The organism is Agrobacterium tumefaciens, assembly GCF_013337285.1.
GTDB lineage: Bacteria > Pseudomonadota > Alphaproteobacteria > Rhizobiales > Rhizobiaceae > Agrobacterium > Agrobacterium burrii.
This window is the reverse complement of sequence record NZ_SUPW01000009.1, coordinates 71,111-85,481: the sequence shown is the minus strand read 5'-3', so window position 1 is coordinate 85,481 and position 14,371 is coordinate 71,111. Positions and strand designations below refer to the sequence as shown.

At 62.1% G+C, this 14,371-nt stretch carries 14 protein-coding genes; 7 read left to right on the top strand and 7 right to left on the bottom strand.

Annotation, left to right across the window (positions count from 1 at the left end):
* Positions 1-22 precede the first annotated feature (22 nt).
* From FCH38_RS20315 to FCH38_RS20285, 7 genes are all read left to right on the top strand, one after another.
* Positions 23-1,294 carry an ABC transporter substrate-binding protein gene (locus tag FCH38_RS20315; protein WP_174374937.1) on the top strand — a complete coding sequence of 424 codons (1,272 nt, stop codon included), beginning with the start codon at positions 23-25 and terminating at the stop codon, positions 1,292-1,294.
* 83 nt (positions 1,295-1,377) lie between these two features.
* Positions 1,378-2,304 (top strand): carbohydrate ABC transporter permease, encoded by a 927-nt coding sequence (locus FCH38_RS20310; RefSeq protein ID WP_142843108.1) that lies wholly within the window; start codon positions 1,378-1,380, stop codon positions 2,302-2,304.
* 10 nt (positions 2,305-2,314) lie between these two features.
* Positions 2,315-3,145, top strand: coding sequence for a carbohydrate ABC transporter permease (locus FCH38_RS20305; RefSeq protein ID WP_174374936.1), 831 nt, complete (start codon positions 2,315-2,317; stop codon positions 3,143-3,145).
* Positions 3,146-3,147: 2 nt separating this feature from the next.
* Entirely contained in the window at positions 3,148-4,230 is a 1,083-nt protein-coding gene (locus FCH38_RS20300) for an ABC transporter ATP-binding protein (RefSeq protein WP_174374935.1), read from the top strand.
* Positions 4,227-5,210 carry an NAD-dependent epimerase/dehydratase family protein gene (locus tag FCH38_RS20295; protein WP_174374934.1) on the top strand — a complete coding sequence of 328 codons (984 nt, stop codon included), beginning with the start codon at positions 4,227-4,229 and terminating at the stop codon, positions 5,208-5,210. The genes FCH38_RS20300 and FCH38_RS20295 overlap by 4 nt, the downstream gene beginning before the upstream one ends.
* On the top strand, positions 5,207-6,889 hold the full coding sequence (locus FCH38_RS20290; protein WP_174374933.1) for an SMP-30/gluconolactonase/LRE family protein: 1,683 nt from the start codon (positions 5,207-5,209) through the stop codon (positions 6,887-6,889). The genes FCH38_RS20295 and FCH38_RS20290 overlap by 4 nt, the downstream gene beginning before the upstream one ends.
* Before the next feature lie 3 nt (positions 6,890-6,892).
* Positions 6,893-7,654 (top strand): SDR family NAD(P)-dependent oxidoreductase, encoded by a 762-nt coding sequence (locus tag FCH38_RS20285; protein ID WP_174374932.1) that lies wholly within the window; start codon positions 6,893-6,895, stop codon positions 7,652-7,654.
* A gap of 63 nt (positions 7,655-7,717) precedes the next feature.
* Here the strand turns inward: FCH38_RS20285 and FCH38_RS20280 are convergent, their stop codons facing one another.
* The 7 genes from FCH38_RS20280 to FCH38_RS20250 all read right to left on the bottom strand — a co-directional run bounded on the left by FCH38_RS20280 (position 7,718) and on the right by FCH38_RS20250 (position 14,357).
* Positions 7,718-8,524, bottom strand: a complete 807-nt coding sequence (locus tag FCH38_RS20280) for an inositol monophosphatase family protein (protein WP_174374931.1) — start codon at positions 8,522-8,524, stop codon at positions 7,718-7,720.
* Positions 8,521-9,357: a glycerophosphodiester phosphodiesterase gene (locus tag FCH38_RS20275; protein ID WP_174374930.1), complete on the bottom strand. Its 837-nt coding sequence runs from the start codon at positions 9,355-9,357 to the stop codon at positions 8,521-8,523. Before FCH38_RS20275 ends, FCH38_RS20280 begins: the two co-directional genes overlap by 4 nt.
* A 2-nt stretch (positions 9,358-9,359) precedes the next feature.
* Positions 9,360-10,394, bottom strand: a complete 1,035-nt coding sequence (locus FCH38_RS20270) for an ABC transporter ATP-binding protein (protein ID WP_174374929.1) — start codon at positions 10,392-10,394, stop codon at positions 9,360-9,362.
* Between the two features lie 8 nt (positions 10,395-10,402).
* The gene (locus FCH38_RS20265) at positions 10,403-11,227 is read right to left on the bottom strand and encodes an ABC transporter permease (protein ID WP_174374928.1); all 825 of its coding nucleotides are present in this window, start codon (positions 11,225-11,227) and stop codon (positions 10,403-10,405) included.
* Between the two features lies 1 nt (position 11,228).
* Complete coding sequence (locus tag FCH38_RS20260) at positions 11,229-12,077, bottom strand: ABC transporter permease (protein ID WP_336510816.1); 849 nt, start codon at positions 12,075-12,077, stop codon at positions 11,229-11,231.
* Positions 12,078-12,109: 32 nt separating this feature from the next.
* Entirely contained in the window at positions 12,110-13,261 is a 1,152-nt protein-coding gene (locus FCH38_RS20255; RefSeq protein ID WP_174374926.1) for an extracellular solute-binding protein, read from the bottom strand.
* A gap of 451 nt (positions 13,262-13,712) precedes the next feature.
* The gene (locus tag FCH38_RS20250; RefSeq protein WP_174374925.1) at positions 13,713-14,357 is read right to left on the bottom strand and encodes a hydrolase; all 645 of its coding nucleotides are present in this window, start codon (positions 14,355-14,357) and stop codon (positions 13,713-13,715) included.
* Positions 14,358-14,371 lie beyond the last annotated feature (14 nt).

Below are 14,371 nucleotides of genomic sequence, written 5' to 3'. Positions count from 1 at the left end.
TGGTTTTTTGGAGGAGGAAACCATGACCAAAAGAATGAAGAAGCTGGCGCTCGGCACTGCGACCGCCGTTTTGATGACGATGGGCGCTGTTGCGCCCGCCATGGCCGATACCGTGCTGAAGTTCATTTCCTGGCAGACCGACGATGCCGGAACGGGCGAATGGTGGCGTTCCGCCATCGCCGCCTTCGAGAAACAGCATCCGGGGGTGAAGATCGAATTCACCAAGGCGGAGCGCAGTTCCTACGCGGATACGATGACCACGCTTTTCGCCGCCAACCAGCCGCCGCAGATCGTGCATCTGGCGTCGTTCGAATTCCAGATGTTTGCCGATAGCGGCTGGCTGGAACCGCTCGACCCATGGCTGAAGAAGGACGGAATCGACATGACCGGCTGGGCCGGCCAGCAGAAATGCGAATGGAACGGGGAAACCGTCTGTATCATGACCAACTATTTCGGTTTCGTCATGGCCTATAACAAGAAGCTGCTGGAAGAAGCGGGCGTTGCGGTTCCGAAGACCTATGACGAGTTCCTGGCCGCCGCAAAAGCCACGACCAAGGATCTGAACGGCGACGGTATCATCGACCAGTTCGGCACCGGCCACGAAACCAAGGGCGGTCCGGGGCAATATCTGACGGAAATGCTGAACTATATCCTCGACGCCGGCGCCTATTGGACCGACAAGGACGGCAACATCACCATCGACACGCCACAGATGGCCGAGGGCCTTTCACGCTGGAAAACCGTGATGAAGAGCGGCATCAGCCCGGTGGACATGAGCGCCAGCGACGTGCGCAAGCTGTTTGCCGATGGCAAGATGGCCATGCGGCTCGATGGACCATGGCTTTACGGCACGACCGAAAAGGGTTCGGCCAAGAGCGACATCGTTTATGCCGCACCGCCGCTCCATCCGCCGCTTGGCGGATCGTCCAACGTGCTGGCCATGCCGGCCGATATTCCCGACGACCAGAAGGCATTGGTCTGGGATTTCATCAAGCTGACGATGACGCCGGAATTCCAGCGCAGTTACGCCACCCTGGGCGGCAACACCCCGCCAAGCCCGAAGGCGGATGTCTCGGGTGTTGAAAAGACCATCCCGCATTTCCCGGTGCTGATCGAAACGATGAAGGCTGCGTCTGAGGCCGGTATTGACCGCATTCCGACCGGGCTTGAGCTTTTCTACAACGAGTTCAGCAAGATGGTGATGGAAGAAAGCCAGCGGATGATCATTCAGGATCTCGATCCGGCGGCGGTGGCAAAAACCATGCAGGCAAAGGCCGAAGCCATCAAGGGTTGATCCCCCATTGTCCTGATCTTGTTGTCCTGCCATGGCCCGTCAGGGGCCATGGCCATCATCCGCATCCGGCAGGAGGACCATCCATGACCGAACCCGTTCGGGCTGGGCGTCGCAAGTTCTTCGATCTTGCGCGTCCCAGCCGGCAGCATCTCCTCGGCTATATTCTGATCGCGCCCGCGGTCCTGATGGTTGCCGCCATCATCGTCTGGCCGCTCGTGCTGGCCATCGACCTGTCGTTCCAGCAGGTCAAGATACCAAGGCTCGGCGGCGCCAGCCGGCCGTTTTCGCTGAGCAATTACACCTGGCTGTTCTCGTCGCCGGAATTCTGGCTGGCCTGCTGGGTAACGCTGAAACTGGTCATCGTCGTTACCGCCGGCAGCGTTGCTGTTGGCCTCAGCACGGCGCTTCTGGCCAATAACCGTTTCAAGGGCCGCACCATTGCGCGGCTGGGAATGGCGCTGCCCTGGGCGGTGCCGGAAATTATCGCGGTCGTCATCTTCGCCTGGATGTTCGACACGTCCTTCGGCCTGTTCGGCTGGCTGGCAATCAAGCTCGGCTTTACCGACCAGATGATCCCGTGGGTCAGCAGTTCCACGGCCGCCTTCTGGGCCGTGGCGATCACCATGGTGTGGAAGGGTTTTCCTTTCGTCTCGATCATGTGTCTGGCCGGCCTCCAGTCCATTCCAGCCGATTATTATGCGGCGGCGAAGGTCGATGGCGCGAGCGTGTGGCAGCGTTTCCGCTGGATCACCATGCCGCTTTTGATGCCGGTACTGGGCGTGACGCTGGTGCTGACGCTGTTGTGGGTATTCCGCGACTTTTCCATCATCAAGGTTCTGACCGGCGGTGGGCCGCTGCGTTCAACCCAGACACTGTCGATCATGACCTATGACCAAGCCTTCCAGTATCACAATTTCGGTCGTGCCGCCGCCGTCGGCGTGCTGACGCTGGTGATCTGCATCGTCGCGAGCCTCTTGATGCTCGGCCGGCGTTCAAAATCGATCTATTGAGGAGGCTTTGATGAAACGGACATTTTTACAGAGCCTTGCCCTTTACGCGACTGTGATCTTCACGCTGGTGATGATCCTGTTCCCGGTCTACTGGCTGCTGGTTACCGCACTTTCCACCACCGATGAACTCTACCGCCTGCCGCCGACCTTCTGGCCGGACGATCCGCAGTGGGACATCTTCGCCCGGGTCTGGGCAGCAAAACCGATCCTGCTGTGGCTTTGGAATTCCATGCTGGCAGCCATCGGTTCGGTGGCGCTGTCGATGCTGGTCTCGGTCAGCGCCGGTTATGCGCTGTCACGCTATTCGATGCGGGGCGGCGCAACCATGGGGATGTTCGTGCTCACGGCAAAGATGCTACCCGCGACGCTGCTGGTCATTCCGCTGTTTTCGATCTTTTCCAGCTTCGGCCTGATCGGCAGCCTGTGGACGCTGGTTCTGGCGCATTCGACGATGATCATTCCTTTCGCCACATGGATGCTGAAAGGCTATTTCGACACCATCCCCAAGGAGTTGGAACAGGCTGCCATGGTCGATGGCTGCTCGCCGATAGGCGCGATGGTGCGTGTCGTGCTTCCCATCGCCACGCCGGGGCTTGCCGCCACCGCACTTTATGCCTTCGTGCTCAGTTGGGCAGACTATGCCTATGCGCGCACCTTCCTCGTCAACTCGCCGGACAACTGGACGGCCAATCTCGGCATCACCACGATGCAGGGCGAATATGTCACCTACTGGAACGACATTTCCGCCGCATCCGTGTTCATCGCGCTGCCGATCATCGCAATCTACCTGTTCCTGGAACGTTATTTGGTCGGCGGCCTCACCGCTGGCGCGGAGAAATAAGCATGGCCAATATTTCCATTCGCAACGTCAGCAAGTCCTATGGCGCGCTCAACGTGCTCAGGCCGTTTTCGCTTGAGATCGAGAACGGCGAGTTCGTGGTGCTGGTCGGGCCTTCCGGCTGCGGCAAGTCGACGATGCTGAAAATCCTCGCCGGTCTCGAACCGGCAAGCGAAGGCCAGATCTTCATTGGCGATAACGAAGTGACGGATCTGGCGCCGGGTGACCGCGACATCGCCATGGTGTTTCAGAACTATGCGCTTTATCCGCACCTGACCGTTCGACAGAATATCGGCTTCGGCCTGAAGATGCGCGGCACGGACAAGACCGAGATCGACCGCCGGGTTGATGATGCGGCGCGCATTCTGGAAGTGACCCCCTATCTCGACCGCAAGCCCAAGGATCTCTCGGGCGGCCAGCGCCAGCGCGTGGCACTTGGCCGTGCCATCGTGCGCCAGCCGCAGGCATTCCTGATGGATGAGCCGCTGTCCAACCTCGATGCCAAGCTGCGCGTCCACATGCGTGCCGAAATCGGCGCATTGCACAAGCGCATCGGCGTCACCACCGTTTATGTGACGCATGATCAGGTCGAGGCGATGACGATGGCAGACCGCGTCGTCATCATGCAGGGCGGCATCATCCAGCAGATCGCCGCACCCGACGAGCTTTTCAACAATCCGGCCAATCTTTTCGTTGCCGGTTTCATCGGCTCGCCAGGCATGAATTTCCTCAATGCGGAACTGCGTGACGGCACTGTGACCCTGTTTGGGCAACCGGTTTCCCTGCCGGGTGCCGTCGACCGTCAGGGCAGCGTGATCGTGGGCTTGCGGCCGGAACATCTCGTTCTGGGCGATGCGCCGGTCACCTTCGATGTCCGTCCGACGCTGGTGGAAAGCCTGGGATCGGAAAAATACGTTTATTTCGATGCGGATGGCGCAAGGGTTGCGGATGGCGAGGAGGGCAAGTCCAAGGGGCTGATCGCGCGCGTTTCGCATACCGGCAACCTTCCCGGCAATGAGGCGCTCCGGCTCGGTTTCGATCCGGCCCAGCTTTATCTCTTCGATGCAAAGACAGGAGCACGGCTATGATCCTCGTTACCGGATCGGCAGGCCGTGTCGGCCGCGCCGTTGTCGCCGCCTTGCGCGCACAGGGTCGCGCCGTTCGCGGCTTTGATCTCAGGCCATCGGCAACCGGCGGCGAGGAAGTCGTCGGGTCGCTGGAGGATGCGCAGGCATTGTCCGAGGCCATCAAGGGCGTGAGCGCCGTCCTGCATCTGGGCGCCTTCATGTCATGGGCTCCGGCGGATCGCGACCGCATGTTCGCCGTCAATGTCGAGGGCACGCGTCGGCTTCTGGATGCGGCTTCGGCGGCTGGCGTGCGGCGGTTCGTCTTCGCCTCCTCGGGTGAGGTCTATCCCGAAAACCGGCCGGAGTTCCTGCCGGTCACCGAGGACCATCCGCTTTGCCCCAATTCACCCTATGGTCTGACCAAGCTTCTGGGCGAAGAGCTGGTGCGCTTTCACCAGCGAAGCGGCACCATGGAAACAGTGATCCTGCGGTTTTCGCATACGCAGGATGCGGCGGAACTGCTGGATGAGGAGAGTTTCTTTTCCGGTCCCCGTTTTTTCCTGCGGCCGCGCATTCGCCAGCAGCAGAATTTCGGAAACACTGCCCTCGCCGAACTGCTCCAGTCCCGCGATATCGGCGAACCCGCGCACATTCTGGCGCGCAATCAAAACGGCCGGCCGTTCCGTATGCACATCACCGATACGCGCGACATGGTGGCGGGAATTCTGCTTGCTCTCGACCATCCCGACGCGGCGGGTGGCACCTTCAATCTCGGCGCCGATGAGCCGGCCGATTTCGCCGCGCTTCTGCCGAAGATTGCGGAGCTGACCGGCCTGCCCATCGTGACAGTCGATTTTCCCGGCGACGGCGTTTATTACCATACGTCCAACGAGCGGATCAGAAACACTTTGGGGTTTGAAGCGGAATGGACGATGGACCGGATGCTGGACGACGCGGCGGCCGCAAGGCGGCAGCGACTCGCGAAGGAGCAGAGGCAATGAAACCGGAGACGCCGGGCGGCACGGCGGCGTTGGCCAAGGGGCTGACCCTGCTCGACATGGTCGCCGATGCGCCGGAACCACTACGTTTTGCCGAGCTGTTGCGCGCCTCCGGCCTGCCGAAGCCGACATTCGCGCGCATCCTTCGCACCCTCATCGCTTATGGCCTCGTTCGTCAGGATGAGGCCCGTGGCACCTATGTCCTGGGCCAGCGTTTTCTGGAAATGTCCCATAAGGTCTGGGAGAGCTTCGATCTCGTCTCGGCGGCGACGCCGGAACTGGAGCGGCTGGCCGCCGAACTGGGGGAGACGGTTGCGCTGTGCCGGCTTGACGGCACCATGACGCAATATCTCGCCGAACGCTCGCCGAACGGTCTATCGGTGCGCGTCGAGGTGGGACGCCGCGTGCCCCTGCATTGCACGGCACCGGGCAAGGCGCTGCTCGCCTTTCAGGATCCCGCCGTTGGCCGCGCCCTGCTGGATCGCCTGACGCTCGATCTGCAGACACCCAAGACCATCACCACCCTCGATACGCTGCAGGCCGATCTGACGCTGACGCGGGCGCGGGGTTATTCGATTTCCTACGAGGAGCATCTGCCGGGGGTGAATTCGGTCGCCGCCCCTGTCATGGGCCGGGACAATACGCCGATGGGTGTGCTCGTTGCGCTCGGGCCGTCATCGCGACTGGATTCCTCCAATATCCATCCCGCCGGGCGCGAATTGATTGCCGCCGCCCGCCGCATTACCGGTGCAGCTGGAGCGGTGGCGATCAGCTCGCGGCCACGCCCGCGTTCGGCAACGGGTCGCCCCAGCGCCGAACTCAGCTGCATTCTGCCATGGGGTGCGCAACTGGGGGAAAGCCCGGTCTGGCACGCGGGGGAAAACGCGCTCTACTGGGTGGATATCCTGCATCCGGCGGTGCACCGCTTCGATCCCGCCACTGGCCGCAACGAAACCTGCGAAACCGGCAAGCTGGTCAGCGCCGTCATTCCGGTCACCGGCGGGCGATTGCTGGTGGCGTCGCAGGATGGCGTCGAATGGCTGGATTTCGCCTCCGGCCGGCTGACACCCTTCGTCAGTCCGGAAGCGGGCATCGCCGACAACCGCCTGAACGATGCCAAATGCGGGCCGGATGGCGCGATCTGGGTCGGCTCGATGCGCATAGATGCCTCCAAGCCCACGGGTGCGCTTTATCGCATCAATGCCAATGGCGCATCCGAGCGTAAGGAAGGCGGCATCATCGTCTCCAACGGTCTCGGCTGGAGCCCCGATGGCCGGACCTTTTATTTCGTCGATACCGTGCCCGGCCTCATCCATGCCTATGATTGCGATCCGGCGACGGGCGCGCTGTCGCAGCGCCGTGAATTCGCCCGCATTCCGGTGGCCGATGGCCGGCCGGATGGTCTGGCCGTGGATGCCGAAGGCGGTGTCTGGTGCGCCATCTGGGATGGCTGGTGCGTGCGCCGTTATCTTCCGAACGGCAAGCTCGACCAGGTGATCGACATGCCGGTGCCGCGCCCTTCCAGCATCGCTTTTGGCGGGCCTGACCTGTCGACGCTGTTCATCACCAGCGCCCGCACGCGCCTGCCTGCCTCCACACTCGCCGACGCGCCGCTCTCCGGCGGCCTGTTTTCCTGCCGCCCGGGAATTGCCGGCGCGCGCATCTCACTGTTTGAAGGATAAAGGATGCGTCTCGAAAGCGTCTTTGGATTGAAGGGCCGCACGGCGCTCGTCACCGGTTCCAGCCGTGGAATAGGCGCTGCCATTGCCGAGGGGCTGGCGGGCGCGGGAGCCCATGTCATCCTGCATGGCGTGAAGCCGGGCGCTGCCGCAGCCGTGCAGCACCGGATCGTCGCAAGCGGCGGCACGGCGCAGGAACTGGCGGGCGATCTTTCCGAACCCGGTGCCGGTCGTGACCTCATCGAACGGGCCGAGGCGGTCGCACCGGTCGATATTCTTGTCATCAATGCCAGCGCCCAGATCAATGCCGCGCTGTCGGAACTGAGGCCGGACGATCTGGCGTTTCAGCTGGCGGTCAATCTGGGCTCGACGGTGGATATGCTGCAGGCGGCCTTGCCGCGCATGGCGGCCCGCAAATGGGGCAGGGTGGTTTCCATCGGCTCGGTCAATCAGCTGCGGCCGAAGGGCATCGTTACCGCCTATGCCGCCACCAAGGCAGCGCAGCACAATCTGATCCAGAGTCAGGCGCGGGATTATGCCCGCGACAATGTGTTGCTCAACACACTCGCGCCCGGTCTCATCGACACAGACCGCAATGCCCACCGTCGTGATGAAGACCCCGAAGGCTGGGCAGAATACGTCCGGACGCTGAACTGGATGGGCCGTGCCGGGCAGCCGGAAGAAATGGTGGGTGCCGCCATCTTCCTGTCGTCGCAGGCCTGCAGTTTCATGACCGGTGAAACCGTGCTGATGACGGGCGGTTACTGATCAGGCTCTCCTTCGCAGGCCCGCGCATATTGGCGGATACGTGCTGACCACGAGCTACGCCGCTCACGGATTCTTGGGCGGAACGCCGCGAAGCCGCTCGAGAAGATAGGCGTGGGTTGCGGCATTGGCGACGATCAGCGTGCCGGTTCGCTCATAGATATCAGGCCCGCGCCCCCACCAGTCCGTCACGATGCCGCCGGCTTCCTCAACGAGCAGGATGCCGGCTGCGGTGTCGACAAAGCCCGTCTCCTCGTAATAACCGGTAAGCCGGCCGCAGGCCACGTAAGCGCAGGAATTGGCGGCGCTGCCAACGACCCGCACCGCGCCGATGGGGGCACGAATATCGTCGAGACGCTGATAGGCGCCGGGATAAAGCGAAAGGTTGGGTGTTGGCAGGCCGGTGCCGACGCACATGAGCGCGATATCGCTGCTGGCGTTGACGCGCAGGCGTTCGCCGTTGAGATATGCACCTTCGCCCTTGATCGTGGTGAACATCTCGTCGGCGACGGGATTATAGACGAGCCCGCAGATCGTCTCGTTGCCGCGGCGCAGCGCAATGGTGATGGTGTAGTGCTGGCCATAGATGAAATTGGTGGTGCCATCGATGGGATCGACCAGCCAGCGATGCTCGGCATCCGACCCGTCAACCGGAGCGAATTCCTCGCCGGTCAGCCCCCAGGGATACCGGCCGAGCAGGCGTTCGCGGATCAGCGTTTCGGACTGCCGGTCCGCATCGGACACGAAGTCGCCCGGTCCCTTGACGCCGATCTCGATGTCGCGGAAGCGCCTGAAATGCTCGAGCGTCAATGCGCCGGCCTCGCGGGTGGTGGCGATCATGTCTTCCAGAATGGCGGTGTAATTGACGGTCATCGGCTGAATGCCTCGGTTAGCCCTTCCGGGTCATCGGTGGTGATCTGGTCGACCTTGAGCCGCAACAGCCGCTCGACATCGGTGATCGATTGCTGCGTGATGCGGTTGATGGTCCAGGCATCGACACGGCGGCCGGCGGCGTGGATGGGGGCGATGATATCGATGCCGGCGTCTTCAGCGGCAAGGACGATCCGGTAATCGAGATAGATCATTCCGGCAGCCGGTGCCGTGGCGAGCGCCTGTTCGATGAAGCCGGAAAAGTTTCCGTCCTGCTGTAGCCTGGCGAGTGTGTCGTCCTCACACGGGTCATATCCGGTCTTAAGATCGGGGACCGATGCGGCAAGCGCGGCGATGGCGTCGAAATCACCGCCGGACAGGATCATGGAGCCCGCCAATGGCGCGATGCTTGCGCTGAAACCGGCGATGACCTGCGGGGTGAGGGCGTGCCGGTCTTCCTTGAAATCGAGCTGCAACAGGGCATCGGGATGGATGATTTCGCGGGCGAGCAGGGTGCAGAGGTCTTCTAGCAGCATCACCCTTGAGGATACGGGCTGGCCCTGATTGTCGCGCAGATGCAGCTGGCGCAGGCTGGCGGCGGAGGCGTCTCGCACCCTTCCGGTGCCCGTGGTTTCCCGCTCCAGCGTCAGATCATGCAGCACGGCGCAGCCATGGTCGGCGTGAATGACGAGATCGACTTCGATGCTCGCGCCAAGGCACATGGCCTCGATGATGCGCTCGCCGGTGAAGGCGGGATCGGCTGCGCGGCGGCGGCCGCGATGCCATTTGAGCCAGGTGCGATGGCCGTCGCGTTCGAGGAGGATAGGCATGTTCATGGTCAGCTCCGGTAGATTTGCCGGTTGTCGCGAAAGGCCGTGACGGCGCGCGGCAGGATATCGACCCCCTGTCCGGCCCGGAAGAGATCGGGATGGGCGACCATCGATTTGATCCTGATACCATCGGGCAGATCGAGATCGACGAGGCCATGGGTACCGTAATCTGTCACCCGGTGAACGCTTGCCTGCGGCGTCTCGGATGCCGTCAGATCGACGGCCTCGGGGCGAATGGCGAGAATGGCGGGACCGTCGGAGACGGGCAGCGCCACGGTCATGCCGGCATGGGTGAAGGTTCCGCCCGAAACCACGCCTTCGATCAGGTTCATGGTGCCGATGAAGCCGGCGACGAAGGGGGTCTGCGGTTCGCGGTAGATGACGTTCGGCCGGTCGATCTGTTCGGTCCTGCCATCCTTCATCACGACAATGCGGTCGGCCATGGAAAGAGCCTCGTCCTGCCCATGCGTGACGAACAGCGTGGTGATGCCGAGACGCTGCTGGATATCGCGCACCTCTTCCCGCAGACGCTCGCGCAGATGCTGGTCGAGGCTGGCGAAGGGCTCATCCAGAAGCAGGATTTTCGGCTCGAGGACGAGCGAGCGGGCGAGCGCCACGCGCTGCTGCTGTCCGCCGGAGAGCTGGCTGGTGGCGCGTTCGCCATAACCGGAAAGCCCAACCAGTTCGAGTACGGCCTCGACCTTCTCCTTGATGAGGGAGGCTGGCATGCGCCGCAGCTTGAGGCCGAAGGCGAGGTTCTTGAAGACATTCATATGGGTCCAGAGCGCATGGCTCTGGAACACCATGCCCGTGGGTCGGCGCTCCGGTGACAGATGGGTGACGTCTTCACCGTCGATGGTGATCTGCCCGCCGGTCGGTTGTTCGAAACCGCCGACCATGCGCAGCAGCGTCGATTTGCCGGAACCGGACGGGCCGAGAAGGCAGACTAGTTCACCATCGGCGACGTCGAGCGAGAAGTTGTCGACTGCCTTGGTGCCACCGGCGAAGGTTTTCGTGACCCCGCGGATATGAAGTACGGACATGAATATTCCTAACCGCCGAAGCCGCGGGCGAAGGCGCCGCCGCCGATGACGCGGCGGGCGAACATGAGGGCAATGAATGACGGCACCCAGAGCACGACGGACAGGACCGCGCCGTACTGGATGACCATCTGGTTGTTGATGTAGCTGATCATCAGCACCGGCATCGTGCGGATGCCGGGCGCGCCGATGAGCCATGCCCCTTCGGTTTCATAGAAGGTGCCGACGAAACTCAGGAGCACGGCGGCGGCAATGGTCGGCCCGGCCTGCGGCAGCGTGATCGACCAGAAGACCCGCAGGGGACTGGCCCCCACATCGCGGGCCGCCTCTTCCATGCGGCGGTCGACAGCCTGAAACGCGGCGACGGGTATCCAGATCATGAACATCAGCGTGCCAACGAGCTGGATCAGGACGACGCCCCAGAAGGTGCCGATGAGGTTGAGCTGCAGAAAGATCGCGGCAATCGCCACCAGCAGCCCGAATTTCGGGAAGGCATGACCGGCAAGGAAGGAGAAGAACAAGAGGTTTCGGCCGGGAAAGCTCATGCGGGCAAAGGCATAGGCGGCAGGAAGGCAGATCAGCGCCGAAAGCAGGGTCACGACCGTCGATAGTTGCAGGCTCAGCATCAGGGCGTTCCACACATCGGGGCGTCCGAGTGTCTGGCCCCAGAAACGGAAGCCGAACTGTTGCGGCACGACGTTGGGGTAACGCCAGACTTCGGTGAAAGCCCAGGTTCCGACGACGATGAGCGGCCCGACGATCGCAATGGTCAGAAGGGCGGCGAAGAATATGCCGGGCCAGTCGAGGCGCCTGCGCGCCGGTGCAAAAGCGGCCATGTTACTTCCCCTGATTGCGTGCGACTGAGCGCACATAAAAGAGGCCGAAGGCAATGCAGAAGCCGAAGGCGATAACGGCCTGGGTCATGGCGCCGATGGGGTCCTGCACGTCGCGAAGGGTGCGCTGCATGAAGGGACCAATCATTTCCGGCGATGCGGGGCCAAGCAGATAAGGAAGGGTGAAGGAGGAGAAAATGCCGAGCACCGAAAAGGAAAGCGCCACGAGAATGGAATTGGAAATGCGCGGCAGGATGATGTGCCAGAAAACCTGTAGCGCATTGGCCCCCACATCCCGCGCCGCTTCCACGGACTGGTTGGCGACGCTGCCGAGGCCCGCCAGAAGGATCAGCACCGTCAGCGGGATATTGTCCCAGACAAGGCCGATGACCGGTCCCCAGGGGGTCAGATAGGGCGTGCGGATTTTCGGCAGGTCGACCGCGTTGAGCAGAATATCCACCATGCCATTCGGCCCGAGGACGCGGATGAAGGCGAAGGCGAGGATGATGGAGGGCACGAACATCGGAAAGATGGCCAGCGCCTGCACATAGGCTGAAAGGCGGCCCTGGGAAAAGCGCAGATAGAGCGCGATCGGCAGGCAGACCACCAGAAGAAGCATGGCGCAGACCAACGTGGTCCAGAGCGTGACGGCAAGATTGTCGAGGCTATAGCGATCCGAGAAGAAGAACACATAGCTCGAAAGATCGAACGTCGTTTCTCCATTGGTCCCGGTACGCCAGACGGTGCGGCCTATGGCATTGATCGCCGGCCAGATGACGAGCCAGATCACCAGAAAAACGGGAATGGCGACGAGCAGGAGGCCGATGGGCCTCCTGCCTGCCGTATTGTCGATGAGCGGACGGACCGCTCCTTCTGCTGCCTCGGTCACGACTTGCGGTCGACGTTCGGAGCAACGTGACGGTACCAGCCGTCATTGATGGCGGTTTCCCATTTGCCGGCCGGGAAGGTCGGGATGGTCTGCGGGATGATGTCGGCGAAGCGCTTGCGCAGATCGGCGGAGACATAGTCCCAGGAAACGCCGGGGAAACCGCCGAGTTCGGTGAGGATTGCGCCCTGGATTTCTTCGGAGAGGACGAAATTCGCCAGTTTGAGCGCGGCGTCGCGATTGGCGCCATTTGCCAGCACCACGGCCCGGGAAAAATCGCCGCAAAGCGCGAGATCCTGAAGCTGAACGAGGCCCGTTTCCGCAGGAAGCACACCCTGATCGATCGCCTTCAGAACCTGATCGGACCAGACGGGCGTCATCGTCACGACGCCTTGCGACAGCAGCTGCAGAGACTGGGTGTTGCCGGAGGCATAGGCGCCCTTGTCATAAAGCGACGGGGCGATATCGGTCAGCAGATCCCACGCCTTGCCCAATGCCTTGTCGCCGAATTCCTGGGTGTAGTTGTCGACCGTGAAAGCCTTGGGGTCGAGACCATTGGCCTGATGGATGGCGCGGCGAACGAAATTGCCGCCGGAACCGCCCTTGTCGGGACGGTTATAGACGAACTGGCCGGGATTGGCCTTGATCCAGGTGACCAGCTGCTCCCAGGTCTTCGGGGCATCCGCGGGCTTCAGCTTGGCTGTGTCATAGGCGAGCAGAACCTGGCTGCCGCGATAGGGCAGGCTGTATTCGCTGCGGATGGCAAGCGGGTTGACGCGCGAATAGTTGGAGAGACCGGCTTTCGCCATGTTCACATAGATGCCGGCATCGATCGCGCCTGCGGGCAGCAGCGGATCGGAATGCTCGAAATAGTCAGCCTGCGGATCGGTGCCTGTCTGCTTTGCTGCAATGGCGCGTTCGCCGATGGCGATAATGCCGGCATTATCGCCGGCGTCCACGAGGTTGAGTTTGATGCCCGGATTGGCCGCCTCGAAAGCGGGCTTCACCGTGTTGGTCCAAAAATCGAGGATGTTACTGTCGGCGCCAGTATACCAGTCGATCGTGCCCGGGGCGGCGAAGCTCATGCGCGGCGCAAGGGCAAGGCCAGCGGCGGCGCCTGCGGTTGATATCATAAAGGTGCGGCGTTTCATCTCTGTCTCCAGTGCTCTCGGCGAGTGGAATTGTTGAGCGCTGACCCTTTTGGAAAGATCGGAACGGCGCTGGCCCGCCTTTGCACAGCCGTGCATTTTTTAACGGACCGGCGGCGTTTCTAATGTCTTTCATTAACGCTTTCGTGACACCCGGCGGCACTGGTGGCCACTGACCGGCACCGTCGCGGTTTTCGCTCGCTCTCAGCAGGCGAACAAATTCTGCGTGAGGCGAGGAATTCTCACTTTGCACGAGCAATAAGGAGGCGTGAAAGCTGAACCATGGCCGTTGTGTTCCCCTCTGGAGTGTAGCGGGTGGCGGCCCTGCGGCACGCGCGATCTCTGCACTTGAGCGGACTTGTCGGTCGAGAGCTTCCCCGTGGGCTAAAGGCGGTGAGGGCCGGTAAACCAATCGTTCCGGCCCTCACCAAGATACTCGCTGTGTCGGCCGGGATCAGCCAGCGACTGGCGTATTGAGGAGCTGCTGCTCCCAAAGATAGGCGATGCCGCTGCCGCCGAAGTGCTGGATGAGAATCTCGGTCAGCTCTTCGACATGCTTGGTGCGCGCCCAGTCGCGCTGCCATTCGCCAGCGAGCGCCATCACGGTCATCGGGTTCGCGCCGGCCGCGATCATCCGCTGGACGGCAACTTCGTGGGATTCCTTCGAAATGCCGCCCGACGCGTCGGTGATCACGGTCACGTCCCAACCTTCGCCGGCGGCCTGGATAACAGGCATTGCCACACAAACCTCGGTCCACAGCCCGGCAATGATCAGCTGCTTGCGGCCTGTCGCCTTGACCGCGTCCACGACCTTCTCGTCCTGCCAGGTGTTGACCCAGGTCCGGTCGATGACCTCCTGGCCCGGAAATACGTCGGTGATCTGCTTGAAGAGGAGTCCGCCGCGCGCTGCGATCACGCTGGTGAGAATGGTCGGAACATTGAAAGCTTTTGCCAGCTTCGCCAGCGCGGTCGTGAGATTGACCACAGCCTGCGGATCGTGGCTGTTAAGATTTGCGAGCTGGTAGGGCTGATGGTCGATCAGAACGAGGACCGAATCTTCGGGACGAAGAAGAGAATCGAGGCCGTTACGAAGGGTCATCAAGACTTCCTTTC

Coding starts and splice junctions, on each gene's coding strand:
- FCH38_RS20315 (WP_174374937.1), top strand. CDS start 23: ATGACCAAAAGAATGAAGAAGCTGGCGCTCGGCACTGCGACCGCCGTT.
- FCH38_RS20310 (WP_142843108.1), top strand. CDS start 1,378: ATGACCGAACCCGTTCGGGCTGGGCGTCGCAAGTTCTTCGATCTTGCG.
- FCH38_RS20305 (WP_174374936.1), top strand. CDS start 2,315: ATGAAACGGACATTTTTACAGAGCCTTGCCCTTTACGCGACTGTGATC.
- FCH38_RS20300 (WP_174374935.1), top strand. CDS start 3,148: ATGGCCAATATTTCCATTCGCAACGTCAGCAAGTCCTATGGCGCGCTC.
- FCH38_RS20295 (WP_174374934.1), top strand. CDS start 4,227: ATGATCCTCGTTACCGGATCGGCAGGCCGTGTCGGCCGCGCCGTTGTC.
- FCH38_RS20290 (WP_174374933.1), top strand. CDS start 5,207: ATGAAACCGGAGACGCCGGGCGGCACGGCGGCGTTGGCCAAGGGGCTG.
- FCH38_RS20285 (WP_174374932.1), top strand. CDS start 6,893: ATGCGTCTCGAAAGCGTCTTTGGATTGAAGGGCCGCACGGCGCTCGTC.
- FCH38_RS20280 (WP_174374931.1), bottom strand. CDS start 8,524: ATGACCGTCAATTACACCGCCATTCTGGAAGACATGATCGCCACCACC.
- FCH38_RS20275 (WP_174374930.1), bottom strand. CDS start 9,357: ATGAACATGCCTATCCTCCTCGAACGCGACGGCCATCGCACCTGGCTC.
- FCH38_RS20270 (WP_174374929.1), bottom strand. CDS start 10,394: ATGTCCGTACTTCATATCCGCGGGGTCACGAAAACCTTCGCCGGTGGC.
- FCH38_RS20265 (WP_174374928.1), bottom strand. CDS start 11,227: ATGGCCGCTTTTGCACCGGCGCGCAGGCGCCTCGACTGGCCCGGCATA.
- FCH38_RS20255 (WP_174374926.1), bottom strand. CDS start 13,261: ATGAAACGCCGCACCTTTATGATATCAACCGCAGGCGCCGCCGCTGGC.
- FCH38_RS20250 (WP_174374925.1), bottom strand. CDS start 14,357: ATGACCCTTCGTAACGGCCTCGATTCTCTTCTTCGTCCCGAAGATTCG.